The sequence below is a fragment of the Cognatishimia activa genome (genome assembly GCF_017798205.1).
GTDB lineage: Bacteria > Pseudomonadota > Alphaproteobacteria > Rhodobacterales > Rhodobacteraceae > Cognatishimia > Cognatishimia activa_A.
Genome location: NZ_CP060010.1, coordinates 2,059,260 through 2,086,203, shown reverse-complemented (window position 1 = coordinate 2,086,203; position 26,944 = coordinate 2,059,260). Strand labels below are relative to the sequence as shown.

The following is a 26,944-nucleotide window of genomic DNA, read 5'->3' as shown; positions in this document are numbered from 1 at the left end:
TGGGGAGAGCCCGCCAGGGCGCGGGGCAACGCCCCAAAGAAAAACGGGGCCGAAGCCCCGTTTCACTTAGCCGTCCTTGCGGATGGTTTCGTTCTTTGGATCATAAGGGCTGTCGCAAGTGACAACCGCATCCCACAGCTTGTCCTGGATTTTGACCTGCAGCTTGGTGCCCTCAACAGCCAGCTCTGGCGGCAGATAGCCCATGCCGATGGACTTCTCAAAGGCCACCGAATAACCGCCCGAGGTCAAACGACCCAAACGCTGACCTTCCAGCGTATAAAGCGCCTCGCGACCCCAAGGATCCGCATCCTCTGGACCATCAATCAAGAGCGTGCAGCATTTCACACGCACGCCGGTTTCGATCATCTTATCCTTGCCGTGGAAGTCCTTGGACAGGTCGATAAAGCGTGGCAGATCCGCCTCAGCAGGGGTCGCATCGCGGCCCAGCTCGGTGCCAAAGGCGCGATAGGACTTCTCCTGACGCAGCCAGTTCTGCGCACGTGCACCGACCAGCTTCATACCGTGTTTCTCGCCCGCTTTCTCGAGCAGATCAAAGAGGTAGTTCTGCATTTCGATCGGGTGATGCAGTTCCCAGCCCAGTTCACCGGTATAGGCCACGCGGATCGCATTCACAGGACACATGCCCAGTTCGATCTGACGCGCTGACAGCCATGGGAAGCGTTTGTTGGACAGCGCCGTCGCCGGATCTGCGTCAACGATGACCTCTTTCAGAACATCGCGGGATTTTGGCCCTGCAATCGCGAAGACGCCCCATTGAGTGGTCACGTCCTGAATTTCGATGTAGCCGAACTCTTCCATCTTATCTTCGGCCGCCTTGCGCAGGAAGTCGGCGTCATATTCGGTCCAGGCACCGGCGGAAACGAGGTAGTAGTTGTTCTCACCGTTGCGCACGATGGTGTATTCGGTGCGCGTCGTGCCCGCAGAGGTCAGCGCATAGGTCAGGTTGATGCGGCCAACCTTTGGCAGTTTGTTGCAGGTGAACCAGTCCAGGAATTGGGTCGCACCGGGACCCTTTACGACATGTTTGGTAAAGGCGGTCGCGTCAATCAGGCCAACACCTTCGCGGATGGCTTTTGCCTCATCGACAGCGTGTTGCCACCAACCGCCGCGACGGAAGGAGCGGCTTTCTTTGTCGAAAGTCTCTGGCGCATCCAGCGGACCAAAATAGTTCGGACGCTCCCAGCCATTGACCCAGCCAAATTGCGCTCCACGCGCCTTTTGACGGTCATAGGCAGGCGCTGTGCGCAGTGGGCGGCAGGCTTCGCGTTCTTCATCCGGGTGGTGCAGGATGTAGACGTGCTCATAGCATTCTTCGTTCTTACGTGCCGCGAATTCAGTGGTCATCCAGTTGCTGGAATAGCGTTTGGGATCCAAGGACGCCATGTCGATCTCGGCCTCGCCATCTACCATCATCTGCGCCAGATAATAGCCGGTACCGCCTGCCGCGGTGATGCCAAAGCTAAAGCCTTCGGCCAGCCACATATTGCGCAGACCAGGTGCCGGGCCAACCAGAGGGTTGCCGTCTGGCGTATAGCAGATCGGGCCGTTGAAATCGTCTTTCAGACCAGATTCAGCACAGGACGGAACGCGCTCGGCCATCGCCATGTACTGATCCGCGATCCGGTCGATATCCAGCGGGAAGAGATCCGCGCGGAAGCTATCCGGTACCCCATGTTCAAACCGCGCAGGTGCGCCGTGTTCATAGATGCCAAGGATCCAGCCGCCGCGTTCTTCGCGGGCATAGGATTCATTGTCCGCATCGCGCACAACAGGGTGCTCTGGATTGCCCGCTTCGCGCCATTTCACCAGCTCTGGATCTTTGTCCATGACGATGAAAGTGTGCTCAACAGGGATCGCTGGCATCTTGATGCCCAGCATCTTGGCGGTACGCTGTGCGTGGTTGCCGGACGCGGTCACGACGTGTTCGGCAGTGATCACGACCTGCTCGTCGCTCTCGACCAGGTTACCGCCCTTCTCGATCATCTTGGTGCAGGTGACTTCCCAATGGGTGCCGGTCCAGTGGAACGCATCGGCCTGCAGCTTGCGCACGATCTCGACACCGCGTTGACGCGCGCCTTTGGCCATCGCTTGGGTCACGTCGGCTGGGTTAATATACCCGTCCTCAGTGTGATAGATCGCGCCCTTCAGGTCGCCGGTTTCGATCAGCGGCCAACGCTCTTTGATCTGTTCTGGGGTCAGCCATTCATAGGCCACATCACAGGTCTCGGCGGTGGAGGCATAGAGCATATACTCATCCATCCGCTCCTGGGTCTGCGCCATACGCAGGTTGCCCACGACAGCGAAACCCGCGTTCAGGCCGGTTTCTTCCTCAAGGGTTTTGTAGAAATCCACCGAGTACTTGTGGATGTGGGTCGTCGCATAGGACATGTTGAACAGAGGCAGGAGACCCGCCGCGTGCCAGGTAGAGCCGGACGTCAGCTCGTCACGCTCGATCAGCATCACATCATCCCAGCCGGCTTTAGCCAAGTGATAGGCAATCGATGTACCGACCGCACCACCGCCAACAACAAGCGCTTTTACTTGGGTTTTCATCTCGGGCGACTCCTCTGAAAGACTTGGGCAGCATATCAGCCGAAAAGACCCCAAAACGTCAAATCCATCCGACGCCTTGTGAGCCAAATGCGACTTTCGCTGTCGAAGCCCTAAGAAAAAGGCGCGACCCTTGCAAAAGAGCCGCGCCGAAAACCCGTTCTGGGGTGTATAGAAAGGGGGATTAATGCCCCTTCTTGTCTTTTTTCTTGGCGTCTTTTTCGCCTTTGTCTGCGTCCTTGTCGCCCGCTTCCAGATCAGCCTCGGCCAGCTCTTCTTCAACTGGCTCTTCCTTGACCGGGATGACACGCTCAACCTTGCGCAACTTGAAGCCACGGTTGTGCAGCCATTGTTCGGGCGTTTCGATGACGAACTCAGGCAGGCCTTCGCCGACCAGCGGGTTGGGCACCTCTTGCAATTGGTTCAGGCTGTCGAAATCGATGCCCGCCAAAACAGCCATCACGTCGGCGGTCGGAGCCTCAGAACGCAGTTTGATCACAACCCCACCACCCAGTGCACCGTGATAGTAGCGCATGTTTGGAAAATCCGTGGGCTTGCTCGTGTCCTTGCCGATGATGAAAGACACGCCCTTAACGATATTGAACTGACCGAATTTCTTTTTCGGGCCCACAGACCAGCCATCCGCCGTGGCACGCACCGCTTCAACGGTATGTTCTACCGTTGGGCGATAAGCTTCTAAGTCACTCAGATCGCCGCCTTTTTCAACATAGCGTTGCATCTGCAAGAGATCGGCGACCATTGGGCCTGTTGGCGTTGCATTTTCAATCCTCAGGTAGATCGCTTTTCCACTATTCAGATAAACGGTGGCCTCACTTTCCACATCTTCGAGACTGTCGGGATCCCCGAATTTGCCTGCAAAAAACGCATGCCATTCAAGACGCTCCCAACCCTCTGGCGCTTCGGGCATAAAACTAGTCAGGTCACGACGACGCAATGCATCACGGTCCGCCAGTGCACGACCGCGTGTTATTGGAGGCTCGTTGTCAACAAACGGTAAAATTCCGACAACTTGCGACAGGGCCGAGCGCTCCTGCGCGGTTTCCAGTCCCGCGCTTGGATCCAGCGAGGCAACCTCAACTGGCTCTTTTGACGACATGAACCCGAAAACCACAAAAGCACCGGCGCCCGCGGCGACGATGGAACCCAAACCTGCAAGTACGAGGCGCAACATGAGCGACCCTCCTGTTCTTCTGCTCACCGGAATGGGTAACAGCGAAAAAGGGCGGAAATGCGATGTCCTAAGGGCGGTTTATAGGCTGTTTTGGGCCAAATTCCGCGGAATCAGTTCAGTCGTTCTACGGCCACAGGGCTGGCACCGTAGAGCATGCCAACTTGCTCATGAGGCTCTCCGACCATTGGGCCAACAGCCGCGAACACGACAACCGAAACGCATATTATTATAAATGGAAGCAAGCGCTTCATATTACGTCTCCGAAATAAATAGGCCTGCTCGGCCCCCACACGACTCTAGGATGTCACAGAAATGAGGCGAGAATGGGGCAGATGACGCAATGTGCCGACGACAAGCCCCTTGCCGCAGCGCAGCGCGATTTGGTACACCGCGAGGAACCGCAGGTCAGGAGGAGTGCCATGCAGGTTTGCAGAACGGTCGCAGAATGTCGCGACGTGCTGGCGGTGTATCGCCAAGCCTCTGAAACCATTGGACTTGTTCCAACGATGGGGTTTCTGCACGAGGGGCATATGGCACTGGTGTCCGAGGCGAAATCACGCGCGGATCGCGTGGTCACGACGATCTTTGTGAATCCCACACAATTCGGGGAAGCCGCAGATCTTGACGCCTACCCTCGCGATGAGGCGCGCGATCTGGCGATGCTAGAGGCCGCCGGTGTGGATGTGGTTCTGATCCCAGAGGTGGCGGATGTGTATCCCGAGGGCGACGAGACCATTGTCGAGACCACGCGCATGGCGAACATGCTGCATGGCAAAGTGCGCCCAGGCCATTTCCGCGGCGTGACGACAGTTGTCGCGCGGCTGTTCAATTTCACACAGCCCGACATCGCCTGCTTTGGTGAGAAAGATTACCAACAGCTGCAGGTCATCAAACGCATGACGCGCGATCTGGCCTTTCCAATTGAGATCGTCGGCGTACCTATCGTGCGAGAGGCCGATGGTCTGGCGATGTCATCGCGCAATGTGCGCCTTTCGTCTGAGGATCGCGTGGCTGCGTTGATCCTGTCCCAGTCGTTGGATGCGGCTGAGCGGGTTAAAAGCTCCGATCCTGAAACATTGCGCGAGACAATTTCCCAGACCATCGCCACAGAGCCCCGCGCCACTCTGCGTGGACTGGACATTGTAGAGGCGGAAACGCTTAATGACATTCAATCGGGCTATGCTGGCCCCATTGCCATCATGCTGTCGGTCGAATTCGGCGGCGTCCTCTTGCTAGATCAAAGGGTGATCACGCTATGAGCAAACAAGCCAAAATTCGTCGCACAACCGTGCCTCAGATCGCGGGCCGGAAGGGCGGAGAGCCGATTGTCTCACTGACCTCTTATCACGCGCATACGGCGGCCATCGTCGACAAATACGCGGATTTCATTCTGGTGGGCGACAGCCTTGGCATGGTGATGCATGGGATGGAAAGCACGGTGGGTGTGCCTCTGGATCTAATGATCATGCATGGCAAAGCGGTTGTGCGTGGCACCCAGCAGGCTTTGATTGTCGTGGACATGCCCTTCGGCACCTATGAGGAAAGCCCCGGTGTGGCCTTCCGCAACGCGGCCAAGATCATGAAAGAAACCCAATGCGGAGCCGTAAAGCTTGAGGGTGGCAAACGCATGGCCGAGACGATCCATTTCCTTGTGGAACGTGGCATTCCGGTGATGGCGCATATCGGCCTGACGCCTCAGTCCAGCAACGTCATGGGCGGTTTCAAAACGCAAGGCCGCGACGAGGACGGCTGGGCCGCCATCGAAGAAGACGCGCGTGCAGTTGCTGAAGCGGGTGCTTTTGCCGTTGTTCTGGAAGGAATGGTCGAGCCTCTGGCCGCCAAGATCACCAAACAGATCGCGATCCCCACGATTGGGATCGGAGCTTCGGCCGAATGCGACGGGCAGATCCTTGTGCTTGAGGACATGCTGGGCTTGAACGAATGGACGCCGAAGTTCGTGAAAGTCTATGGCGACCTTGGTCCAGCGATTGAGAAATCCGTGAAGACCTATGCCGAAGAGGTCAAATCCCGTGCCTTCCCCGGCGAGGATCAGGTCTACAAATAAGCCTTACAGCATCGAGGGGATCACAAGATCCGGCGGGCGATTGCCATGGTCTAACGTCATGATATTCAACATGACTTTCTGCCCCATCTCGACGCGCGCCTCATGCGTCGCGGAGCCCATATGCGGCAGCAAGACTACATTCTCAAGCGTGCGCAGCTCTTCGAATTCGGACGCGCCGCCTTCATAGACATCCAGCCCCGCCCCCGCGATGGCGCCCGATTTTAAAGCCCGCGCAAGCGCCGCCTGATCGATCACTTCGCCACGTGAGGTGTTCACGATCACCGCGTCTTCTTTCATCAGCTTCAAACGCCGCGCGTTCATCAGATGAAATGTCGCGGGCGTATGGGGACAGTTGATCGAGAGCACGTCCATGCGGGCCACCATCTGATCAAGGCTTTCCCAATAGGTCGCGCTATGTTCTTCTTCGATGGCGGGATGCAGGCGGCGACGGTTGTGGTAGTGAACCTCCATGCCAAAGGCCTTTGCCCTCCGAGCCACCGCCTGACCGATCCGACCCATTCCCAGGATACCCAGCTTGCGCCCTGCGATCCGGCCACCCAACAAAGCGTTCGGAGACCAACCGGCCCAATTTTCAGGGCTGGACTGCATGACGGCCAGACCTTCGGGGATACGCCGACGCACGGCCAAAATCAGCGCCATCGTCATGTCGGCCGTGTCCTCAGTCACAACACCGGGGGTGTTTGAGACCATAATTCCACGCTCATGCGCCTCTTCGACCTCAATGTGATCAAAGCCCGCGCCGTAATTCGCAATTAACTTCAACTGACTGCCTGCCGAGGCAATCAAAGGCGCATCGATCCGGTCTGTCAGAGTGGTCACCAGCACGTCGGCTGTTTGCATCGCGGCTTGCAATTCCTCGCGCGACATCGGGCTGTCGTCTTCGCGCAAAGTGACGTTGAAAAGTTCCGACATGCGCGACTGAACCTCTTGGGGCAACCGTCGCGTAACGACAACACTCAGGGGCGGCTTTGACATGCGGGGCTTCTCAATTCTTTCAATATCAGAGCGTTGATGGCACAGTGCCTGACAGAGAGACGAGGCACAAGAACCCTCGCGCAATTTTATGAGCAGACGGATGTATTCCGCGATGAGATCCTACGGGCGGCACCTGGTATCGGGACTTTGCGCAGTGGCTTTGGCTATGGGCTTGGCGATTGCGCCTGCCTTTGCTGATGACGACGACCATGAATATCGCCGTGGCCCGGTCACTAATCTGCCTTTGCCGCGCTATGTTTCGCTGAAAGCAACGAAGGCCAACGTGCGCCGGGGCCCTTCTTTGACCCACCGCATCGATTGGATCTTCAAGCGCCGGAATATGCCGTTGGTTGTCACCGCAGAGCACGGTCACTGGCGTCGCGTGCAGGACATCGACGGGGCTAGCGGCTGGGTGCATTATTCACTGCTTTCTGGCAGCCGTACAGTGATTGTAACAGCAGATATGCTGCCGCTGAATATGCGCGCCGAACCTGACACCGCGATGGTGGCACAATTGGAATTGGGCGTTGTGGCGCAGTTGCAGAAATGCGGAGAAGATTGGTGCCGGATTGCGGCAGGCGGCTACAAAGGCTGGGTGCGCAAAGACAACATCTGGGGTGTTGGCGCAGACGAAATCCGAGACTAACCCTCTATTTTGCATAGAAAAACGCCGCACCCCAACAATGAGCGCGGCGTTCCTGTTTTAGGCAGCTTTGATTGCGCCTGCGTCAATCATCTGCTGGAACATATCCTCCATCGTCTCTTTCAAAGAGCGATAGGTCATGCCCAAAGCGGCCTTGCTTTTGGAATTGTCCGCCTCCCAACGCACGTTGACGTTCCGCGAGACGAACTTGCGGTCCATCCCAACCGACGGACCCACCAGCCACACCAGCCATTTCGGCAGCGTCGACTTAGGGATCGCGTAGCGTGCACCAAAACGATCTTTGAGTTGAGACAAAACTTCAAAGAGGTCGGTGTTGTGACCTGCAATAATGTGACGCCCCTCTGCCGACGGCACAAATCCCGCAGCCATATGTGCCTCTGCTAGATCACGCACGTCGACGATGCCGGTTCCCAAACGCGGCGCACCGCGCTTAAAGGCACCCTCGCCCACTTGTTTCATGATGTTAAAGCTCTCAGAGGTCGGCACGCCGCCGATCGCGGGCCCCATCACCAAGCATGGATTGACGGTAACCAGCTTCCAGCGCGATTGCGCGTCCGCGATCTCCCAGGCGGCTTTCTCGGCCAGTGTCTTGGAATAGGAATACGGCTGATATTCCAGCGAAGCGGTCTCGTTCCAAACGGCTTCTGTCAACACACCACCCGGGGCGGCGGCACAATCTGCGGCGTCGGTGTAGATCGCGGCGCAAGAGCTCGTGACCACCACGCGCGTCACGCTTTCGGTCGCATTCGCTGTGTTCAGAACGTTGCGCGTGCCTTCGACAGCGGGCGCGATCAACTCTTTCTGAGGGTCTTTGACTGCGCTCGTGAAGGGAGATGCTGTGTGAAAAACGACACCACAACCGGCCATCGCCTCGGCATAGGATCCGGGTGTCATCAGGTCTGCTTTGAAAAACTTGATTTGGCCGGATGTCCGCTCGGCAATTTTGTTCAGGCTTGCCAGTTTGTCGATATTGTCCGGATTGCGTACGGGCGCGTGGATCGTAGCGCCGCTTTCCAGCAACCCTTTCACCAACCATCCAGCCACAAATCCTGTAGCGCCGGTCACCATGACCGGCTTGGAGGTATCTACCTCATACATCTCGAATTCCTTTGTTTTGATCAGGCTGCGCGGACGCTTGCGATCACTCAGCTCTGCGCCGCGCGTACATCCTACATACACGGCGCAAAGTCAGAATCAAGACTTTTTAGACATTTTTTGTATTTTTTGTCAGAATGTCTTTTCCGACAGCTCAGTTACGACGCCACAGACGCCTTAATCGCGCGAATATTCTCGCCATAGGGCGCTGGATTTTGAACAGATCCACCTTTGAAGACCGCAGACCCGGCCACAAGCACATCAGCCCCCGCAGCGGCCATCAAAGGTGCAGTTTCAGGCGTGATGCCGCCATCGATTTCGATATGGATCGGACGATCCCCGATCATGGCGCGCAGTTTCTTGACCTTATCGATCTGGCTGTGGATGAATTTTTGCCCCCCAAATCCGGGGTTTACGGTCATCACACAGATCAGGTCGACCATATCCAAAAGATAATCGATGTCCTCAACCCCAGTACCGGGGTTCAGCGCAAGCCCTGCCTTGCACCCTGCCCCACGGATCGCCTGAAGCGTGCGGTGAATATGCGGGCCTGCCTCAAGATGCGCGGTCAAGACATCCGCACCGGCATCCGCGAAAGCCTGAATATAAGGATCAACCGGAGAGATCATCAGATGCACATCCATGACCGTGTTGATGTGCTTGCGGATCGCTGCGCAAAGCGGCGGACCAAAGGTCAGGTTCGGCACGAAATGCCCGTCCATCACGTCGACGTGGATCCAATCCGCGCCCTGCGCCTCAACGGCTTCGATTTCCGCGCCAAAATTGGCGAAATCAGCGGATAGGATACTTGGGGCGATCTTGATGGAACGATCAAAGCTCATGAGGGCTCCTTGGGCACAGTTGATTCGAGGTTGCGCGGAAAATGCGCGCCACGGTGCGAAATGGCAATCATTGCGTTGAAAAAGCTCTGCGTTCGCAAATTGCCACGGTGATAGGCCAATGCCCAAAAAGCAGGCAGCGACCTATGCAAAATCAGAATGCGCGCTATGCCGGAATGTATGTGGTCGTGCCACAGCCGCGCGACTAGATTGAGCGGCAGGGAGGGACATTGAACTTTAAGGAGTTTGTCCCATGGCAAATATCGACGTAGCAGCTCGTCCTCAGACCACATTTCTCGGCACTCTGGCCGCGCCGTTTGTAGCACTTGGCAACGCGATCATCGCGCATGGCGAAGCAGTTGCAGACTATCGCGCTGAGCGTTTTCACCTGAACCTGACTGACGAAGAACTGGCACAACGCGGATTGAACCGCAAAGACCAAGTGCGCAAAGCTTTCGCGCCTTATATGTCTTTCTAAGCCAACCAACATTGGCCAACAAATAAGGGCGCCTCAGCGCCCTTTTTTGTGTCTTAACGATGCTTGACGAGGATCAATCCTCGTCCACCACACGGATTGCACCCAGAGATGCGTTCGCAACATGCGCCGCATAGGCCTTCAGCGCCTTGGACACGGCGCGAGGGCGCCCCTCGGCTTTCCAAACTGCCTTGTCCGCTTGCGGGTGTGCAGCACGGCGACGTTCAAGTTCCTCTTCGCTGACCATCAGGTTGATGCTGCGCTTGGAGATCGAGATCTCGATTTTGTCTCCATCTTCAACCAGCGCGATCAGGCCCTTTTCGGCAGCTTCTGGCGAGGCGTGACCGATAGACAGACCCGCTGAGCCGCCAGAGAAACGGCCATCGGTGAACAGCGCACAGGTTTTGTCCAGTCCTTTGGATTTCAGATAGGCGGTTGGATAGAGCATTTCCTGCATGCCCGGCCCGCCCTTTGGGCCCTCATAACGGATCACAACAACCGAATGCGGTTGAACTTCGCCGCGCAGAATGCCGTGCATCGCATCGTCTTGGGACTCAAAAACCTTAGCTGTGCCTTCGTATTCATACATGGACTCGATGACGCCCGCGGTTTTTACGATACAGCCCTGCTCAGCCAGGTTGCCGAACAACACGCAAAGGCCGCCCTGCTCGCTGTAAGCATGCTCGAAGTCACGTACGCAGCCATCGACCGTGTCGGTGTCCAGTTCTGTATACATGCGCGACTGGCTGAATGCCTGCGTGGTACGCACACCACCGGGGGCTGCGATGTATAGGTCATGCGCCTCGTTGCCTGCGGTGTCGCGCAGGATGTCCCATTTATCGATGAACTCACCGATGTCTTTGGAGTGTACGGTGGAGCAATGACGGTGGATTTTACCTTCGCGGTCCAGCGCACCAAGGATCCGCGCGATGCCGCCTGCGCGGTGCACGTCCTCCATGTAGTAATCCGGATGCGATGGTGCGACTTTACAAAGATGCGGAATTTCGCGACTGATGCGGTCCATGTCGGCCATGGTGAAGTCGACTTCAGCCTCATGCGCAATCGCCAAGAGGTGCAGAACCGTATTGGTAGAGCCACCCATCGCCACATCCAGCGCCATGGCGTTTTCAAAGGCATCAAAGGTCGCGATGCCGCGTGGCAGCGCCGATGCGTCGTCATGTTTGTACCAACGTTCGCAGAGCTCGACGATCTTGTGGCCCGCTTCTTTGAACAAGGCTTCCCGCTTGGAGTGGGTCGCCAGCAAAGAGCCGTTGCCCGGCAGCGCCATGCCCAGCGCTTCGGCCAGACAGTTCATCGAGTTCGCGGTGAACATGCCCGAGCAAGAGCCACAGGTTGGGCAAGACGAGCGTTCCAGCTTGGCAACGTCATCATCAGAGCGATTGTCGTCAGCAGCACCAACGATGGCAGTCACGAGGTCAGTTTTCAGCTCACCATCGGACAGGATGGTCTTACCCGCTTCCATCGGGCCGCCAGACACAAAGATCGTCGGGATGTTCAGGCGCATGGTCGCCATCAGCATGCCCGGCGTGATCTTGTCACAGTTCGAGATGCAGACCAGCGCGTCGGCGCAATGAGCGTTTGCCATATATTCCACCGAGTCCGCGATGACTTCACGGGATGGCAGGGAATAGAGCATGCCGTCATGCCCCATGGCGATACCGTCATCGACCGCGATGGTGTTCATTTCCTTGGCAACACCGCCTGCCTTCTCGACTTCGCGCGCAACCAACTGGCCGAGGTCTTTGAGGTGGACGTGGCCGGGGACGAATTCCGTGAATGAGTTCACAATCGCCACAATCGGCTTTCCAAAGTCACCATCTTGCATACCGGTTGCACGCCACAGCGCGCGGGCAGCGGCCATGCGGCGGCCAAAGGTTGTGGTCTTGGAACGTAGATCAGGCATATCGCTACTCTTTGGGTCTCGTTTCAGGTTGGTCCAATCGCGTGCCACTATCAGGCAGGATTTGCAAGCAATATGGGACAATTTCTTGCGAGATCAACGCAAGAATTGTGCGACAAAAAAGGATTCTAACCAGCGAAGCCTTGCTTTAGCGAGGCAACTGGCTGGCCTCGCGAGCAAGGGCTTCGATCCCGGCCCAATCCCCCTCTTTGACCAGGTCGTTCGGCGCAACCCAGCTGCCGCCTGCGCAGACCACATTTGGCAGCGACAGATAGCTTTCCGCATTTGACGGGCTCACGCCGCCGGTTGGGCAGAAAGAAATCTGAGGTAGCGGGCTGGCCAGAGACTTCAGCGCGGGTGCGCCGCCGCTGGCTTCGGCTGGGAAGAACTTCAGCATGGAATAGCCGCGTTCCAGCAGTGCCATCGCTTCGCTGGCAGTCGCCGCACCGGCGAGAATGGGCAGACCTTCGGCTTCTGCGGCATCGAGCAATTTGTCCGTTGCCCCCGGTGACACGCCAAACTGCGCGCCTGCATCCTTGGCGGCTTTGACATCGTCAGGCGTCAGCAAGGTGCCTGCACCTACAACGCCGCCTTCTACTTGCGCCATTTCTGAGATCACGTCCAAAGCTGCGGGCGTACGCAATGTCACTTCCAATGCAGGCAATCCGCCTGCAACCAGAACCTCAGCCAGTGGGCGCGCATGGGCCACCTCGTGCACGACCAAAACTGGGACAATCGGCGCGAGCTCACAGATTTCGCGAGCTTTCAGGCTGGCCTCTTGGGGGGTGATCGACATGGGTTAAACTCCGAATACTGATGCGCCGGTGTCGGCAGAGCCAACCGAGGCGCGGAACGCTGTGAACAATTCGCGGCCCACACCCGCCTGATTGGCAGAGAGGTCAGCCGTCGCAGGCGCGCGATCCAGCACGCCTTCGGTGAGGATTTCAAGGTCTCCGGCCACGGCGTCAACCCGCAGGATATCGCCATCCTGCAAATAGGCGATCGGACCTTGATCCAAGGCCTCGGGGCTAACGTGGATCGCGGCTGGTACTTTGCCCGACGCGCCAGACATGCGGCCGTCTGTGACCAAAGCAACTTTTTGGCCACGGCCCTGCATGATCGCCATCAATGGCGTCAGACTGTGAAGTTCGGGCATGCCGTTGGCTTTCGGCCCTTGGAAACGCACCACGATGATCACGTCTTCGGTCAGTTCGCCCGCCTTGAAGGCAGCTTTGACATCGTCCTGATCATGGAACACACGCACAGGTGCTTCTGTCACGCGATGCTCGGGCGATACGGCAGAGATCTTCATTACCGCAGTGCCAAGGTTGCCGGTCAAATGCGACAGCCCGCCGTTCTCTTGGAAAGGCTTGTCCAGCGGGCGCACAATCCCTTCGTTGAGTGACGTCGCCGTGCCTTTGCGCCACGTGAGGCCGTCGTCTGAGAGGAACGGCTCGGAGGTGTAGTGCTCCAGCCCCTCGCCCGCGACCGTTTTGGTGTCCGGATGCAAAAGGCCGCCTGCAAGCAGCTCTCCGATCAAAAAGCCCAGACCGCCTGCCGCGTGGAAATGGTTCACGTCTGCCAGACCATTCGGGTAAACCCGCGCCAAGAGGGGAACGACCTCAGACAGATCCGCAAAATCCTGCCAATCCAGAATGATGCCCCCTGCCCGCGCCATAGCAAGCAAGTGGATCAAGAGGTTCGTGGAGCCTCCGGTTGCCATGAGGCCAACGATGCCGTTGGCAAAGGCCTTCTCGTCAAGGACTTCGCAAACCGGCGTATAGCTGTTGCCCAGCGCACTCAGCGACAATGCCCGACGCGCGCTTTCTGTGGTCAGTGCATCACGCAGTTCTGTGTTTGGCGTCACAAAGCTGGTGCCCGGAAGATGCAGCCCCATGAACTCCATCAACATTTGGTTGGTGTTGGCAGTGCCATAGAAGGTGCAGGTGCCCGGCCCATGATAGGCCGCCATTTCGGACGCCATCAATTTATCCCGCCCACATTCACCTTTGGCGAACTCCTGACGCACCTTGGCTTTGTCGTCATTGGCAATGCCAGAGGTCATGGGGCCTGCTGGGATGAACACCCCCGGCAAATGCCCGAAGGCCTGCGCGCCGATCACCAAGCCCGGGACGATCTTGTCGCAAACGCCCAGATAAACGGCGGCATCATAGGTGTTGTGAGACAAGGCCACCCCTGTCGCCATAGCGATCACGTCGCGTGAAAACAGGCTAAGCTCCATCCCCGCTTCGCCCTGAGTGACGCCGTCACACATCGCCGGAACGCCGCCTGCGACCTGCGCAGTGCCGCCGGTTTCGCGCGCAGCGTCACGGATCAGACCGGGATAGCGCTCAAACGGTTGGTGGGCTGACAGCATGTCATTGTAAGACGTCACGATCCCCAGATTGCCTGCAGATTTCGTCGCCAAGGCCTCTTGGTCTTGCCCCGCGCCCGCATAGGCGTGGGCCTGCCCGCTGCAAGACAGATGCGCGCGGCTTGGCCCTTTGCTGGCCGCCGCCGACATGCGTTCCAAATAGGTGCCGCGCGTCTCTTCGCTGCGGGCGATAATGCGGTCGGTGACCGATTTCAGAGTGCTATTCAGGGACATCTCATGTTCCTCGTTGCAAAATCACGCGCCAATCGGACGCCAGCGGCGCCCGTCGCGATGCATCAACAACAGCGCATCCTCGGGGCCCGAGCTGCCGCTGTCATAGGGTTGTGGTTTTTCGTTGCGGTCTTTCCAGCCGTTGATGATGGGATCGACCCAGGCCCAGGCGGCCTCGACTTCGTCTCCGCGCATGAACAGGGTCTGATCGCCGCGAATGACGTCCATGATCAGACGCTCATAGGCATCCTGAACGACCTCGTCTTGGGCCAGGCTGTCAGCGAAGGTCATATCCAGTGATGCCTCTGTCAGACGCATGCCGCCAGGGCCCGGATCCTTGATGGTCGTGTGCAAAGTCATGCCTTCGTCTGGCTGCAGTCGGATCACCAGAATATTGCCCATCGGCGTGTCGATGCCCGGGAAAATCATATGCGGAGGATTGCGGAAATAAACGGCAATCTCAGACGTACGCGCGCGCAGGCATTTGCCCGTGCGCAGGTAAAACGGCGTCTTAGCCCAACGCCAGTTCGCAACATTGACCTTCATCGCGATGAAACTTTCGGTGCGACTTTTGGGATCGCCCGCGTGATCGAGATAGCTCGCGTGTTCTTTAGACGCTCGATACTGACCCCGCGCAATGTCGCGCGCATCCACAGGCTCCAAGGCTTCGATGACTTTGACTTTCTCGTCGCGCACCGCATTCGGTTGGAACTTGGACGGAGGCTCCATCGCGGTCAGACATAAAAGCTGCATCAGGTGGTTTTGCACCATATCCCGCATGGCACCGGACTGGTCGTAATATTCGCCGCGCCCTTCGACAGAAAGGCTTTCGGACACCGTAATCTGGACATGCTCAATATGAGACGCATTCCAAAGCGGCTCGAATAGCGAGTTCGCAAAGCGCAAGGCCATTAGGTTCTGGACGGTTTCTTTTCCCAGATAGTGGTCAATGCGATAGATCTGATGCTCGTCGAAACACTCTCTGAGTTCAGCGTTTAGCGCCTTGGCAGAGGCCAGGTCATGCCCAAATGGTTTTTCAACGACGATGCGACTTTCGTCGGTCGCAATACCATAGTTGCGCAAACGGCGCGCAATCGGGCCAAAGAAGTTTGGTGCTACGGAAAGGTAGAAGGCACGCACCGAGTCTGTGCGTACAGCCTCGGCCAAAACATCCCAACCCCGCTCACCCTTTGCGTCAATCGACGTGTAGGACACCAGCGACAAAAACTGATCCAAGAGCTTCGCTCGATCGTCGCCATTTACCGAAATGGCCTCTCGCAAGCGATCGCGAAACTCGTCGTTTGTCAGTTCAGAGCGGGACACACCCAGTATGCGGCTGTCACTGTCAAACTGGCCAGCAACAAACCGATGAAACAACCCAGGCCAAATTTTGCGCCGTGCCAGATCACCTGTCGCTCCGAATAGGACGAGGTCAAACTTGCTGACGGGAATTACTCTTGCAACCATGCTGCCCCTCCGGGAATGCGCCCTACCAAACGGGTTTCAGGCAGCATATACCGCCCGACTCGATTGTGATAGCGCTAACATGCACAGCACTGTTGCGATTTCAAGTGAAACTTTGTTGCGGCTTCACTTTGGCTTGGCGAAAACCACCACCCATGCCCGAAAGGGCCGGAATTACATGGACACCGCGCAGGTCCTTGCCCGAATTTCAACCCGACGCTGCCAACGGCTACGAGGTGATAGATTTTCCAACGGCAGGCTCTCACCGGCGGCAAGGACCTTTTCGACCTTTAAGGGATTGGCAAGCCGCTGGCGCATAGCAATGCCCACGGCATCCGCGCGTGCCTGAGCCACTTGCATGTTGGCAATTTCACCACCGCTCGTGTCGGAGTGCCCAATCAACGCGATGCAAGCCTTGCCCAAGACCTCGCCATTTAGCAATTGAGTCAAAAGCTCGATCTGACGCAGTGCTTTGCGATCAAGGTTTGTGCCACCCGCAGGAAAGAATATGTGATCCTCAACTTGCTGCGCGGAAGGTTCAGTAGCTTGTACCTCAGCCGGTTTGGTCATCGATTGGGACTGCGGCTTAGTGGCTACAAGCGTCAGACTTTGACACCCGTCAGGCGCCCATCCGTAAACATCTTTAATATCCCGACATTCCTGCACCGATAACCCCATCGCCGAGGTTGCCGAAGACAGGCTTGCGAAAAAAGCAGTCAAAAACAGAATAAAACGCATGGCAATCAAGTCCTTTCCACCCATGAATAGCGCGACCACATTAATGAGAGCGTAAACAACACATTGAAAATAATTAGAAATTTACAGATCACTACTTTGCGAAAAAATCTCTGAATTTACCGTTTGTTTGCGGATTTTTAGCATTCCAGAAAGCCTTATGGGGTTAGGCAGAGTTGGAATGAAACTGAACGCCTGACTCAGATGACCCAGCTTACACCCCTACAGATCCTCCGACGTTATGCAGGGCGCCAACTGTGACAGGCGCCCCTAGATTGGCTTGGCTTGACTGTCTGCGCCTGTTGGCCGGTTTATCGATGCTGGTCCTGCATTGCACTGCCGATCAAAACGGTGGCGCTTGGGGAGACTACGAAGTTCGGGACCGCATTGCGCCCCTTGTTCTGCGCACGTTTGCCTACACGGCCCGAACAGAATTGTTCATCATTATTTCTCTGTTTTTACTCATGATGTCGCTCGAAAAACGCCGGCGGAACTATTCGGACACGATCGCAGAACAGGCCGAAAGGCTTTTGATACCATTTGCGTTCTGGACTGTTTTCTATGCTTTTTTCACCTTACTCAAAGCTCAACACTTTGGGTATTTTGACAGCAAGCTAGCCGCATTGGGAGAGGTTCACACCTGGCTGAGCTTTGCATTTATGGGTACGTCTAAATACCACATGCATTTTCTTCCGACGCTTTTCTGTGTCGTGCTCGCATACCGACAGCTTCCATAGTGATCTCATTCGAGACCGTATTTTGGTGATCCGGCATGAGCATTGATGTGGCAACTTCAGCCGATTTGGGTGCTGAGCAAACCGCAAATGAATGCAACTGCGATGCAAGCGTGTCGATAGACATCTTTAGCTCTGTTAGAAGCAAAAGCGTCTCGGCTTGAGGGGCCGAAGAGTTTGGCGCCAAGCGAACTGGTCTTGGGTCTGCGATTTCCTTCAAAAGCTCGAAGGCCTCTTTCGACGTTTCTGCGATCTCTGATATTTGCGACTGATCGCTTTGGTCTAACCCCTGCTGAACAGCCTGAGGAATTAAGGGCTGCGGCATTGGTGACTGCCAACTGGCAGCTTGCGTTAGACCTATTGCTGCCACTGCGGTGTCCGAATTTGGAACGGGCCAACCTCGTGGCAAAACGACGTAATCCTGACGCGCTGAAATCCAACGTAGGTAGGCTGCAACGGCGGCAAATCCAACGAGAGAAACTTGCTCAGCTTCTGCTTCGCGACGCTTCACAACAAGTTCGCCACCCGAAGAGAGCAGCAACTCTAGCCGTGGATCCAAAGGTTGCAAAATATTCTGAGGAAGAGGCAGTTCGCTTAGCGGTTTTTAACGATGCGCATCCAGACCAGCATGCGACCAATATCAAGCGCGGAAAATCCGATTTCGCCGGCTTTGTTGGTATAGTCGACCTTCATGCCTGATTTAGTGTGATATACTTTGTTAGGCATTTCGCCGCGAAACAGCTCAAGCCCTTTGATCGTCGTGAAAAGCCGCGTCATGCGCCGATCAAATTCCGGTTTTTCGATCAGACAAAGCTCATAGGCTGCAACGGCTCCGGCAACATAAGACGCTGTATCCCAAAGCGTCGTTGACGGGTAGTTACCAACCGAATTTGCCAGTCCCGTATTTTCCTGGGTGAATTGTTCAAAATAAGTCCACGCTACCTTCGCTGCGCGCAACTCTCGCTCGTTCAGGAAACCGCGACGGGGACGGTATTTTCGGATGTATTCATTGCGTCGTGTGTATCCTGAGGCTTTCTCGTATCCTTGATCCAATTTGTCGAAATAGGTTTTTGGCATTTCGCACATGCGAGGTGGTTTTTCCCTGCGCGGCTCTTTATAGTAAACGCTCGTAGTCACGGAGGGCACGTTGCCACGCATCAAAGCTGGCAAATCATCCAATTCGCCACCGGCAATTATGGGGTCGACATCGTCCAGGCTCGACAAAAAATATGCGCGCGCAGACGTACCCACAAACCACGAAACAGCAACAGCTGAAATTACGCTGACTGCAAACAGAAATAAGCCCCGTGTTGCGGGAGATTTACCTGCCTCTTTTTTGATTACTGTCGGCATCTGGCATCCCAATGCTGATTACTGCTCGTCAGGCTGCAGACAAACACAACATCGTTAACAAATAGCTTCCAAACTCCGAACGCATTTGACTCCGCACCGACTAGGTCGCTGAAAAGTAATTGTTAATCTTACTGACTTAGCCTGTGTCACAAAGTTGAGTGAGGAGCGTGGCTATGCAGCATTCGCGCGCTCTTACCGATGAGGTAGGGGTAGAAGAAAAGGGCGAGGTCATTTCAAAAGATGACCTCGTCCCTTTGAAAGTCAGCGACAGATCATTTCCCCCATGGGCATTTACATTGGGGGCTCTTTTCACGATCGCGCATCAGGTTTGTTGCTACGCACTAGCTTTGTTGGCGGTGTTTTTTGTCACCACTGTCGTGCAACAAGGCGAAGTTGGTATGGCGCCAATTCTGACAGGTATTGGCGCCGTTTTCATGCTCTGCCTCTTGGTCGTAAACTTCGCGCACACCCGCGCGCTATCGGGCTATCGAAACCTGCGAGAAGAGCACGCGGACAGAATTTCGGCCGGCTTGAGCGGTGTCATCTTTCTCGCGCTCTGCGTCGTTCATCCCCTTGCCGGCGGCGCAATTCTTGTAGGCTGCACTGTTGGGCTTCAGGCCAGGTACGGTTTAACTCTTCCGATATTTGGTTACGAAGCGCCGAAGCGCGGGATGCTGCTCTTGTTTATCTGCCCGACCACCCAATTTTACTGCCTATTTCCGGCGCGGCGAACTTGTCTTGCTATGACAGCGAAGATTCCCTGCGTCGCGGTAAGGCGCTATTGGAGCGTTTGGTTTTCTCTAGCGAAATTGTAGATTCAATTTGTGACAGCTCTGATGCGACGCATCTGCCTCGTTCGCAGGCACAGGCTTTGGCTTTTGCCCGCGCATTTCTCATAAGCCCCGAACTATACTTGTTTGATCGCCCCGAAGACGGTCTGACGGAAAAGCAAATTGCCGGTGTGGTCGAGCGCGTTAAACAAGAAGTCAAACTCGGCAGGTCAGTGGTCATGGCCACAGACAATAGAGCCCTGCTTGAGACCTGCGACCGATTGGTAGTGATGCAATACGGGCGCATTATTGATCAAGGGCCAGCAGAGTTGGTGCGCGACCGGATCTCGACCGGCTGGTCACGTTTTATCGGCGCGCGGCAACTTGATACAGAGGAAAATCTAACGCGCTGGATCCATTCCCATTTCCGGCGTGGCCCTGAAGAGGCCAACAAACGGCGCGTGACAACTGTGGCCACCGACATGTTAACCTATTCTTGCAAAACAGCGGATCCAGGTTGGCCGGGTCTCATCACCTTTTCGTTCAAACACTTCGAAGGACATTGCGTGCTGCGCATGGAGGATCAAGACGCTCCTATCACAAGCGCGCAGTTCGAGCGCGCGCGTCAGGCGGCCAAAGAGAGCACAATATCTAAGGACATCCTGCCGCTGGCATCAATTTTTCAAAGCAGCATCGAAGTGGAAAAGAGCAGCCATTTCGACCATCGTGTTTTGGAGGTCAAAATTAAGACCTTTGATCCGCGTCGCGTAAAAGCCGGAGCCAAAGATGGCGCGAAGCCCAATCCGTAGGCCATACCAGCAGGTCCCCCGAGGACGAATTCCTATTCGAGCGGTTTTCTGGCTGCTTGCTATGGGAACATGCCTAGCGGGTATTGGGGCTTTGGCCGCAAGTGCCATGAGCCAGTCGTCGGTTTCGTCTAGCCGGTTGTTCGGTGGTAAAATGGCGAGCCAAATACAGCCTGTGCAGATTCACGTTCCCGCGGATGTCGTTGTCGAAGACTTGCTCGTCACGAATGGAGAAACTGTGCGACACGGTCAAACATTGTTGACGTTTGATGTAGCGGCGATGACTTCCGAGCTGGCTGAACTGAAAGAACTTAGTCTTGCAGATCAGCAGACTTTAAGATGCAGCATTGATGCCCCCGTTGAAGGTGAGAAACCTGCCTTGCCAACACCGGCTGCGAACGAACCGCGTGATTGCCAGGATATTCGTCAAGAACATCAGAATCTTATCGCCCTTTTCGCCGCGGAGAACTCCAAGTCTCAGAAAGAAATTGACCTAGTCGCGACATATCTTACCGAAGCAACAGCCGCTCATCGGCGCAATAGAGATGTTGCACAAACCCACGCGATGTTGGACCGGATACTAGCATTGTCTCTGACAAAAGCGTCTTTGGAAAATGCACGGGACTTAGCAGAGGTAAACCACAGGCGTGCATTGAACGACCTTGCCGCAAGGCGATCAGAACTCACCGCTTCTGTACAAAAGGCCCTTCGCGAGAGGCACAAGCGTATTGCAAACCTAGAGGCCCTCATTGACACACCGCGCGTCCTAGCGCCCTACTCTGGTAAAATCGTTCGGGTGAGGCGCCCTCCGAAAGGCAATGCCCTGCCCACAAAGGTAGAAGTGTTTTCGCTTCTGCCTCAGCAAGAGGCCGGATATGCGGTGGCGATTCCAGTAAAGGACTCCGATATCGCACTTTTTCAAGTCGGTGATCGCATCTCTGTAGAAACGATTGGCCTCCCTGCACTGGTGAACGACCTGCAGGCCGAAATCCAAGGCATTTCGCGCGATAATCAAGGGAGGTTTTTAGTCAGGGCAAACCTGACAATCGCCGCGACCCAGACCTTGGCGGCGTCACCCTACAGCCGACAGATCGTTGCCAATTCGAGCGCAGTGAATGTGCGAGTCCATAAGGTATCTGTGACAGCAAGGGAATTTTTCTGGAAAACCCTCGCCAATGTCCTCGTACTTGATAATACGCCCATAGTGACCATTTTGATGGCTCAGGCCCGCGCGATGCGTTCCGAAGGCGTGTTTCCAGCGTTAATGAAGGCAAGCGCCTTTGAGCCAAGACAATAGCATCATGGGGTAACCACGATATTTCCAGTATGCTGTTTGGCGATAAACACTCGTTGCGCTTCGTGCAGGTCTTTAAGGTCATAAGTTGCCGCCAAAACGGGCTTAATCTGCTTGCTTTCGATGTAGCGGACCAGATTGGGCATGACTTCAGGATCAATCACGGTCGAGCCGGTAAACGTCAAATCGCGCAGATAGAACGTACGCAGGTCAAAAGACACCATCGGACCGGCAATGGCACCTGAACAGGTATAGCGCCCGCCGCGTTCAAGTAGGTCTATCCAAACTGGCCAATTGTCCCCACCGACCACATCAGCCAGAACCGTGATAGACTCGGATTGCAGAAGCTGCTTCAAATTCGAAGGCGCACGAGGGAGCACGACATCCGCCCCAAGTTCGGATACTTCCGCGTGTTTGGCCTCTGAAGCCAGCGCAACAACGCGCGCGCCTCGTCGTTTGGCCAACTGAACCACCGCACCGCCGACCCCGCCAGACGCGCCTGGCACCAAAACAGTGTCGTCACCCCCCACCTTGGCCCGGGTTAGCATGCCCTCGGCAGTAGAGTATGAGCAGGAAAACGTGGCGAGTTCCGCGTCTGTGTAATCAGAGTTTACAGCAATCACGTTTTCAGCCGGAAGAACCGTGTATTCGGCAAACCCGCCGTCGCGCTCGGACCCGTAGTACCCCGTTTTGGACTTGTTCAATGGATCGTTTTTGTCGCGCAGCCAATTGTCCGTAATAACGCGTTCTCCGACGCGCGAGGCGGCGACACCTTCGCCGACCATGACGATTTCGCCGCATACATCGGCCCCCTGGATCCGCGGGAATGTCACGGCAGCCCCGCCCCAAGTTGCATCCTCGGAGGCCGCATCCAATGCGCCTCCGGTTGTCCCGGATTCAACTGTTTTGGAATACCATCCAGACCGCGTATTCACGTCAGTGTTGTTCAACCCGCAAGCGCGCACGCGCAGCAAGACTTCGCCAGGGCCCGGATCCGGGCGGGGCCAGTCCTCGTGCCAGACCATTTTATCCAAATCCCCATGGCCCATTGTGACCATCGCCCGCATCGTTTTTGGTAAATCCATTGCCGCACCCTTCCCTAGTTAGGACAAGGCAACCACTCTTTGACACGCGCGGCAATCCGTTTGCGTCTCAAATTTAGGTTCAAAAGCGACAGATCAGCCTTCGTTCATCACCTCGGCCAAAACGCTAACCGCCAATTTGCGGGCATCACGCGCGGATGGGATAAGCCCGATTGGCCCTCTCAGTCGCTTTAGGTCGCTCTCTGCTGTACCTAAAGCCATCAACTGAGCACGACGTGCTGCGGCTGAACGTTTGCTGCCTTGCGCCCCGATATAAAAGGCTTTGGATGCAAGCGCGCCTTTTAAAATTTCTGGCTCCCAGTCGTGATCGTGGAAAAACAACACCACAGCAGATCGTGCGTCAGGGGCAAAATCAGCTGGGAAACGGGCAGAGGTTAAATGATGTGTTTCACTTCCGCCGATTGCAGCTGCTTCGAGGGTTTCATGATCCGGTGAACACAGGATATTGGGGAACCCGGCAGATTGAACAAGCGCGGCAAAAGTGACGGCTTCTGGGCCTTTCCCGAAGACGTAAAAGTAGATTTCCGGATCAAGGCGAATGTGAAACCGTGCACCGTCAATTCCCGTGTCTTGGGCCGGACCTACAGTAATGTCTCGGCTTCCCATATCAAACGACAAGGCGCAGGGCTGACGATCCGTTAAACGCTCAGCGACGGTTTGCAAGACGCTGCGGTCAGGGTTTGGGATCAGCGTGATTTCCAACCCCCCGCCACAGGGCAGCTGGATATCTACGAAAGGCGACCCACGCCCGTATCGAACCACTTTGGGCATGTTTGCTTCAAGAGCACGCTCAGCATGCAAAGCGATATCTGCCTCGACACAGCCGGACGACAGCGACCCGACGCGCGTGCCAGAGGCCGTCAAGGCCATCATCGCACCCAAGGGACGATAGGACGGACCTTCAATGTCCGTGATAACGGCAAGAACAGCCGGTTCGCTTGTCTCTGCAAGGAACAAAACGGGCGCGATGCTGCTGCTTTCGTCAATAGGCAAAGGGGCCATGGGGGACTCGGTTCGTTGACAAGTGATGCAGTATTAGGCTGACGCCGGCAAATGGCCAAGACACAACCTGTTTTGCTTGGTGCAAGTTCGATTTGCATATGGTGCAAGGCTCTGTGTTGCGTATGTTCGACAAAGCGCTTACGCCTACGAAAAAGGGAGGCCGCCATGAATGACAATCCACGAGCTGCGCTGCGCGAACAGGCTGAATTCGCGTTTCAGCGGGGCGTTCAGGCAGCAGACCCAAAGAGGGCGACATCGGCGGCCATACACGCGCATTTCGACCCAAATCGGGTCGCTGGCGATCTCTATATCCTCGCGTTTGGCAAAGCAGCAGTAGGTATGGCGCAAGCCGCCCTTGAGGCATTGGGACCCTTTGAGCCGCGCCGCGTATTGGCGATCACGAACTATGAAAACGATACGCAATGCGACGGGATCGAGATCTTGGCCGCGGCCCATCCTGTTCCAGACGCGAAAGGGGCTGAGGCTGCTCTGTGCGCAGAGGATATGCTTCGCGACGCCAAAGACGGCGATGTCATCCTTGCACTGGTGTCAGGTGGTGCGTCAGCATTGCTGCCAGCACCGATTGATGGCGTGAGCCTCGCTGACAAGATCAAAGTCAACGAACTTCTGCTCGGATCAGGCCTGGACATCGGCAGCATGAACATCGTCCGCCAGTCTTTGTCCCGCACCAAAGGCGGCGGGCTTTTGGCGACAGCGGCTCCGGCGCGCGTGATCAGTTTTGTTCTGTCCGATGTTTTGGGCGATGACATGCGACTCGTTGGCAGCGGCCCTACGTTGAGCCGAGCAGGCACCTCTGATGACGCCCGCGAGATTTTGCAGTCAGCTGGGGTGTGGGAGCAATGTCCATCCTCTGTGCGGGATGCACTTTTGACGCCAAAACCGCTAGAAGGCCAACCGGAACCCGAAGCGCATTTGATCGGGTCTAACGGCCTCTCCCTGTCGGCTATGGCCGCTGCACTCAACGCTGACATCAGCCCAAATCCGCTTGAAGGAGACGTCCAGGAGGCTGCAGAGCGCGTTGTCGGCGAGGCACTGAGACTGCCCGCGGGCAAAGCCTTGGCCTTTGGCGGAGAGACCACCGTGGTTTTGAAAGGGTCAGGCCGAGGCGGCCGGAATCAAGAGCTTGCGTTGCGCGTCGCACAAGAGGCCGAACGCCGGGGCATGCCCGGCGCATGGGTCTTTCTGAGCGGTGGCACAGACGGACGGGATGGCCCGACCGATGCCGCAGGAGGAGTCGTGGACGATCAAACGCTCGCACGTTTGGCAAAACAGGATCTGTCTTTGTCAGACTTTCTGGACCAAAACGACAGCTATAAAGCGCTCGAGGCATCCGGCGATCTATTGATCACCGGAGCGACGGGCACCAATGTCGCGGACTTGCAGATATTCCTGCGCGCTGAGTAGTCGCAATTTTAGGCTTTGTTGCCGCCGGGCAAATCCGCGCATTCCGTGAACACGCGTTTCTTGCAGTTCGCGCAGATGTCGTTGTTCAACTCTTTGGTCGCTGCATCCAAGGCTTCACCCTTTGAAATATGCAGGTGGTCTTCGCCGATCTCTTCGATCACATGGAAGCGCCGCAAACTCTGCAGCAAGGGCGGGAAGAGCGCCACGATACGGAAACTGCCACCAGCAGCGCGAATTTCGCGGATATGACGGATCAAGAAATCAGCGCCGGCCAAGTCGATTTTACCAAAACCTTTGAGATAGAAAATCACATGCGTCTGGTTAGGACGCGCCGCACGGAATTTGTCCCACTCTTCTTCGACGTGGTCGACGGATCCGAAATACAAAGGACCATCAATCCGGATCGATACGATCTGAGGGCATTCCGGGATTTTATGAGTGTCTGCGTTGCGGAATTTGCGGCGTCCTGATTTGGTTACTGCAGGTGCGCTGACGACAATAGACGGGTGAGAGCTTTCGTAGATGAACACAGCAAAGGACGCGATCACGCCGACATAGATCGCGAAATCCAGCTCGATGAACAGCCCAGCGCCAAGTGTCAAAACCAGAATGACTGTCTCGGGGCGGCTGGTTGTGATCACGTGATGCAGCTCTTTGCGGTCAATCAAACGCCAGGCCACAAACAGGATCAGACCTGCCATGGCCGGAACCGGGATGAACTTGATCAACGGGGCAAAGAGCAGAAGGATCAGGGCAAGAAACATGCTGGCAAAAACACCCGCCAGTGGCGTTTGCGCGCCGCCCTCAGCGTTGACGCCAGAGCGTGTGAACGAGCCAGACCCCGCATAGCACTGAAAGAAACCGCCGACGGTGTTGGACAGGCCCTGCCCGATCATTTCTTGGTTCGCGTCAAATTTCTCGTGACGCCGCACCGCAAAAGCGCGGCCGATCGAGATCGCTTCGAGCAGGCCAACAAGTGCGATAGCAGAAGCCGCCGGCGCCAGGTCCGCCAGTTTGTTCAGGTTTTCTGTCGGTGGAGCGAAGATTGGGAAGGCCGAGGGCAATTCACCGACCATGGCAATACCGGCCTCAGCGCCTCCCATGGCATAGGCCACAGCCGCCCCCAGGATCAGCGCGATCAGGAAGCCTGGCAAACGTTTGGCATAGGTCTGCAAGATCACAACGGAAATCAGAGACACTGCCGCCACAATGGTCGAAGACATATTGGTTTCTGAAATGGCTTCTCCGACGCGGATCAGACGTTCCAGAACATTGCCGCCACCTTCCACGTGTAAGCCAAGTGCACCCGCCAACTGGCTGACGCCGATCAAAACAGCTGCTGCTGCGGTGAATGCGGTCATGACAGAATGCGAAACGAAGGATACAAGCCCTCCGAGTCGTGCGATCCCCGCTAGCATCTGAAAGACGCCTACCATCACTGTGAGCAACAGTGCCAATTGGATGAATTCCGCGGATCCCGGTACAGCCAGGTCCTGCAAGGTTGCAAACAATAGCGCTGAGATCGCCGTCGTCGGCCCGGAAATCATCACCATGGACGAGCCCCAAAGAGCAGCGACAACAGCGGTAATCATCGCTGTGTACAGCCCGTACTCCGGAGGCAGCCCTGCAATCGTTGCGAATGCCACGCCTTGCGGCACGACGATGGCCGCATTGGAAAATCCAGCGAAAAGATCAGCTCTCAGGCTATCCGGCGAGACTTTGTTAATCCAAAGACGCGCTGGAAATAGGCTAGATAGGCTTGGCCGCATAAGGCTTACCTCTACTTTTTGGGGACGTGAAGAGCTGTGTGCGCTCGCCTTAAGCCCGACTCGACC

General features: G+C 56.2%; 23 protein-coding genes. 9 read left to right on the top strand and 14 right to left on the bottom strand.

Annotation, left to right across the window (positions count from 1 at the left end; all coding sequences use genetic code 11):
- Positions 1–66: 66 nt before the first annotated feature.
- Positions 67–2,574, bottom strand: a complete 2,508-nt coding sequence (locus HZ995_RS10220; RefSeq protein WP_209355561.1) for a GcvT family protein — start codon at positions 2,572–2,574, stop codon at positions 67–69.
- A gap of 181 nt (positions 2,575–2,755) precedes the next feature.
- Positions 2,756–3,763, bottom strand: coding sequence for a hypothetical protein (locus tag HZ995_RS10215; protein WP_209355560.1), 1,008 nt, complete (start codon positions 3,761–3,763; stop codon positions 2,756–2,758).
- A 419-nt stretch (positions 3,764–4,182) separates the two neighbouring features.
- Between HZ995_RS10215 and panC the strand changes: the two genes are divergently transcribed.
- Positions 4,183–5,022 carry a pantoate--beta-alanine ligase gene (gene panC, locus HZ995_RS10210; RefSeq protein ID WP_209355559.1) on the top strand — a complete coding sequence of 280 codons (840 nt, stop codon included), beginning with the start codon at positions 4,183–4,185 and terminating at the stop codon, positions 5,020–5,022.
- A complete protein-coding gene (gene panB, locus HZ995_RS10205) occupies positions 5,019–5,828 on the top strand; it encodes a 3-methyl-2-oxobutanoate hydroxymethyltransferase (protein WP_209355558.1) in 810 nt (269 codons plus the stop codon). The genes panC and panB overlap by 4 nt, the downstream gene beginning before the upstream one ends.
- A gap of 3 nt (positions 5,829–5,831) precedes the next feature.
- Here the strand turns inward: panB and HZ995_RS10200 are convergent, their stop codons facing one another.
- The gene (locus HZ995_RS10200; RefSeq protein WP_209355557.1) at positions 5,832–6,824 is read right to left on the bottom strand and encodes a 2-hydroxyacid dehydrogenase; all 993 of its coding nucleotides are present in this window, start codon (positions 6,822–6,824) and stop codon (positions 5,832–5,834) included.
- A gap of 88 nt (positions 6,825–6,912) precedes the next feature.
- Between HZ995_RS10200 and HZ995_RS10195 the strand changes: the two genes are divergently transcribed.
- On the top strand, positions 6,913–7,470 hold the full coding sequence (locus tag HZ995_RS10195; protein WP_432417966.1) for an SH3 domain-containing protein: 558 nt from the start codon (positions 6,913–6,915) through the stop codon (positions 7,468–7,470).
- A 57-nt stretch (positions 7,471–7,527) separates the two neighbouring features.
- Here HZ995_RS10195 and HZ995_RS10190 read toward each other — a convergent pair whose 3' ends face one another.
- Both HZ995_RS10190 and rpe read right to left on the bottom strand, forming a co-directional pair.
- Entirely contained in the window at positions 7,528–8,586 is a 1,059-nt protein-coding gene (locus tag HZ995_RS10190; protein WP_209355556.1) for an NAD-dependent epimerase/dehydratase family protein, read from the bottom strand.
- Between the two features lie 155 nt (positions 8,587–8,741).
- Positions 8,742–9,425, bottom strand: coding sequence for a ribulose-phosphate 3-epimerase (gene rpe / locus HZ995_RS10185; RefSeq protein ID WP_209355555.1), 684 nt, complete (start codon positions 9,423–9,425; stop codon positions 8,742–8,744).
- 250 nt (positions 9,426–9,675) lie between these two features.
- Here rpe and HZ995_RS10180 point away from each other — a divergent pair, with 250 nt between their 5' ends.
- Positions 9,676–9,900, top strand: a complete 225-nt coding sequence (locus HZ995_RS10180; RefSeq protein WP_209355554.1) for a hypothetical protein — start codon at positions 9,676–9,678, stop codon at positions 9,898–9,900.
- A 73-nt stretch (positions 9,901–9,973) separates the two neighbouring features.
- On the opposite strand, the gene ilvD is transcribed toward HZ995_RS10180, so the two are convergent.
- From ilvD to HZ995_RS10155, 5 genes are all read right to left on the bottom strand, one after another.
- Complete coding sequence (ilvD, locus tag HZ995_RS10175) at positions 9,974–11,821, bottom strand: dihydroxy-acid dehydratase (RefSeq protein ID WP_209355553.1); 1,848 nt, start codon at positions 11,819–11,821, stop codon at positions 9,974–9,976.
- A 145-nt stretch (positions 11,822–11,966) separates the two neighbouring features.
- Positions 11,967–12,614 (bottom strand): bifunctional 4-hydroxy-2-oxoglutarate aldolase/2-dehydro-3-deoxy-phosphogluconate aldolase, encoded by a 648-nt coding sequence (gene eda / locus HZ995_RS10170; protein ID WP_209355552.1) that lies wholly within the window; start codon positions 12,612–12,614, stop codon positions 11,967–11,969.
- A gap of 3 nt (positions 12,615–12,617) precedes the next feature.
- A complete protein-coding gene (edd, locus tag HZ995_RS10165) occupies positions 12,618–14,426 on the bottom strand; it encodes a phosphogluconate dehydratase (RefSeq protein ID WP_209355551.1) in 1,809 nt (602 codons plus the stop codon).
- A gap of 21 nt (positions 14,427–14,447) precedes the next feature.
- Positions 14,448–15,890 (bottom strand): glucose-6-phosphate dehydrogenase, encoded by a 1,443-nt coding sequence (gene zwf / locus HZ995_RS10160; protein WP_209355550.1) that lies wholly within the window; start codon positions 15,888–15,890, stop codon positions 14,448–14,450.
- Between the two features lie 171 nt (positions 15,891–16,061).
- Positions 16,062–16,625: an OmpA family protein gene (locus HZ995_RS10155; protein ID WP_209355549.1), complete on the bottom strand. Its 564-nt coding sequence runs from the start codon at positions 16,623–16,625 to the stop codon at positions 16,062–16,064.
- A 272-nt stretch (positions 16,626–16,897) separates the two neighbouring features.
- On the opposite strand from HZ995_RS10155, the gene HZ995_RS10150 reads away from it, so the two are divergent.
- Positions 16,898–17,359: an acyltransferase family protein gene (locus tag HZ995_RS10150; RefSeq protein WP_209355548.1), complete on the top strand. Its 462-nt coding sequence runs from the start codon at positions 16,898–16,900 to the stop codon at positions 17,357–17,359.
- 591 nt (positions 17,360–17,950) lie between these two features.
- On the opposite strand, the gene HZ995_RS10145 is transcribed toward HZ995_RS10150, so the two are convergent.
- The gene (locus HZ995_RS10145; protein WP_245168640.1) at positions 17,951–18,709 is read right to left on the bottom strand and encodes a DUF3131 domain-containing protein; all 759 of its coding nucleotides are present in this window, start codon (positions 18,707–18,709) and stop codon (positions 17,951–17,953) included.
- A gap of 173 nt (positions 18,710–18,882) precedes the next feature.
- Between HZ995_RS10145 and HZ995_RS10140 the strand changes: the two genes are divergently transcribed.
- From HZ995_RS10140 to HZ995_RS10130, 3 genes are all read left to right on the top strand, one after another.
- Positions 18,883–19,524: a hypothetical protein gene (locus HZ995_RS10140; protein ID WP_209355547.1), complete on the top strand. Its 642-nt coding sequence runs from the start codon at positions 18,883–18,885 to the stop codon at positions 19,522–19,524.
- Positions 19,525–19,622: 98 nt separating this feature from the next.
- Positions 19,623–20,288 (top strand): hypothetical protein, encoded by a 666-nt coding sequence (locus HZ995_RS10135; RefSeq protein WP_209355546.1) that lies wholly within the window; start codon positions 19,623–19,625, stop codon positions 20,286–20,288.
- Positions 20,289–20,394: 106 nt separating this feature from the next.
- Positions 20,395–21,582 carry a hypothetical protein gene (locus HZ995_RS10130; RefSeq protein ID WP_209355545.1) on the top strand — a complete coding sequence of 396 codons (1,188 nt, stop codon included), beginning with the start codon at positions 20,395–20,397 and terminating at the stop codon, positions 21,580–21,582.
- Positions 21,583–21,584: 2 nt separating this feature from the next.
- Here the strand turns inward: HZ995_RS10130 and HZ995_RS10125 are convergent, their stop codons facing one another.
- Positions 21,585–22,664, bottom strand: a complete 1,080-nt coding sequence (locus HZ995_RS10125) for an alcohol dehydrogenase family protein (RefSeq protein WP_245168639.1) — start codon at positions 22,662–22,664, stop codon at positions 21,585–21,587.
- Between the two features lie 93 nt (positions 22,665–22,757).
- On the bottom strand, positions 22,758–23,684 hold the full coding sequence (locus HZ995_RS10120) for an XdhC family protein (protein ID WP_209355544.1): 927 nt from the start codon (positions 23,682–23,684) through the stop codon (positions 22,758–22,760).
- Positions 23,685–23,849: 165 nt separating this feature from the next.
- Here HZ995_RS10120 and HZ995_RS10115 point away from each other — a divergent pair, with 165 nt between their 5' ends.
- The gene (locus tag HZ995_RS10115; protein WP_209355543.1) at positions 23,850–25,109 is read left to right on the top strand and encodes a glycerate kinase type-2 family protein; all 1,260 of its coding nucleotides are present in this window, start codon (positions 23,850–23,852) and stop codon (positions 25,107–25,109) included.
- A gap of 8 nt (positions 25,110–25,117) precedes the next feature.
- On the opposite strand, the gene HZ995_RS10110 is transcribed toward HZ995_RS10115, so the two are convergent.
- Complete coding sequence (locus HZ995_RS10110; protein ID WP_209355542.1) at positions 25,118–26,878, bottom strand: SulP family inorganic anion transporter; 1,761 nt, start codon at positions 26,876–26,878, stop codon at positions 25,118–25,120.
- Positions 26,879–26,944: the final 66 nt, after the last annotated feature.

What these genes read in the sequence shown, in the direction of transcription:
- HZ995_RS10115 (WP_209355543.1), top strand. Translation starts at nt 23,850, where the DNA reads ATGAATGACAATCCACGAGCTGCGCTGCGCGAACAGGCTGAATTCGCG.
- HZ995_RS10110 (WP_209355542.1), bottom strand. Translation starts at nt 26,878, where the DNA reads ATGCGGCCAAGCCTATCTAGCCTATTTCCAGCGCGTCTTTGGATTAAC.
- panC (WP_209355559.1), top strand. Translation starts at nt 4,183, where the DNA reads ATGCAGGTTTGCAGAACGGTCGCAGAATGTCGCGACGTGCTGGCGGTG.
- rpe (WP_209355555.1), bottom strand. Translation starts at nt 9,425, where the DNA reads ATGAGCTTTGATCGTTCCATCAAGATCGCCCCAAGTATCCTATCCGCT.
- HZ995_RS10155 (WP_209355549.1), bottom strand. Translation starts at nt 16,625, where the DNA reads ATGCGTTTTATTCTGTTTTTGACTGCTTTTTTCGCAAGCCTGTCTTCG.
- HZ995_RS10190 (WP_209355556.1), bottom strand. Translation starts at nt 8,586, where the DNA reads ATGTATGAGGTAGATACCTCCAAGCCGGTCATGGTGACCGGCGCTACA.
- HZ995_RS10130 (WP_209355545.1), top strand. Translation starts at nt 20,395, where the DNA reads ATGAGCCAGTCGTCGGTTTCGTCTAGCCGGTTGTTCGGTGGTAAAATG.
- ilvD (WP_209355553.1), bottom strand. Translation starts at nt 11,821, where the DNA reads ATGCCTGATCTACGTTCCAAGACCACAACCTTTGGCCGCCGCATGGCC.
- HZ995_RS10140 (WP_209355547.1), top strand. Translation starts at nt 18,883, where the DNA reads ATGCAGCATTCGCGCGCTCTTACCGATGAGGTAGGGGTAGAAGAAAAG.
- eda (WP_209355552.1), bottom strand. Translation starts at nt 12,614, where the DNA reads ATGTCGATCACCCCCCAAGAGGCCAGCCTGAAAGCTCGCGAAATCTGT.
- HZ995_RS10145 (WP_245168640.1), bottom strand. Translation starts at nt 18,709, where the DNA reads ATGCCGACAGTAATCAAAAAAGAGGCAGGTAAATCTCCCGCAACACGG.
- HZ995_RS10215 (WP_209355560.1), bottom strand. Translation starts at nt 3,763, where the DNA reads ATGTTGCGCCTCGTACTTGCAGGTTTGGGTTCCATCGTCGCCGCGGGC.
- HZ995_RS10200 (WP_209355557.1), bottom strand. Translation starts at nt 6,824, where the DNA reads ATGTCAAAGCCGCCCCTGAGTGTTGTCGTTACGCGACGGTTGCCCCAA.
- zwf (WP_209355550.1), bottom strand. Translation starts at nt 15,890, where the DNA reads ATGGTTGCAAGAGTAATTCCCGTCAGCAAGTTTGACCTCGTCCTATTC.
- HZ995_RS10195 (WP_432417966.1), top strand. Translation starts at nt 6,913, where the DNA reads ATGAGCAGACGGATGTATTCCGCGATGAGATCCTACGGGCGGCACCTG.
- panB (WP_209355558.1), top strand. Translation starts at nt 5,019, where the DNA reads ATGAGCAAACAAGCCAAAATTCGTCGCACAACCGTGCCTCAGATCGCG.
- HZ995_RS10125 (WP_245168639.1), bottom strand. Translation starts at nt 22,664, where the DNA reads ATGGATTTACCAAAAACGATGCGGGCGATGGTCACAATGGGCCATGGG.
- HZ995_RS10220 (WP_209355561.1), bottom strand. Translation starts at nt 2,574, where the DNA reads ATGAAAACCCAAGTAAAAGCGCTTGTTGTTGGCGGTGGTGCGGTCGGT.
- edd (WP_209355551.1), bottom strand. Translation starts at nt 14,426, where the DNA reads ATGTCCCTGAATAGCACTCTGAAATCGGTCACCGACCGCATTATCGCC.
- HZ995_RS10120 (WP_209355544.1), bottom strand. Translation starts at nt 23,684, where the DNA reads ATGGCCCCTTTGCCTATTGACGAAAGCAGCAGCATCGCGCCCGTTTTG.
- HZ995_RS10180 (WP_209355554.1), top strand. Translation starts at nt 9,676, where the DNA reads ATGGCAAATATCGACGTAGCAGCTCGTCCTCAGACCACATTTCTCGGC.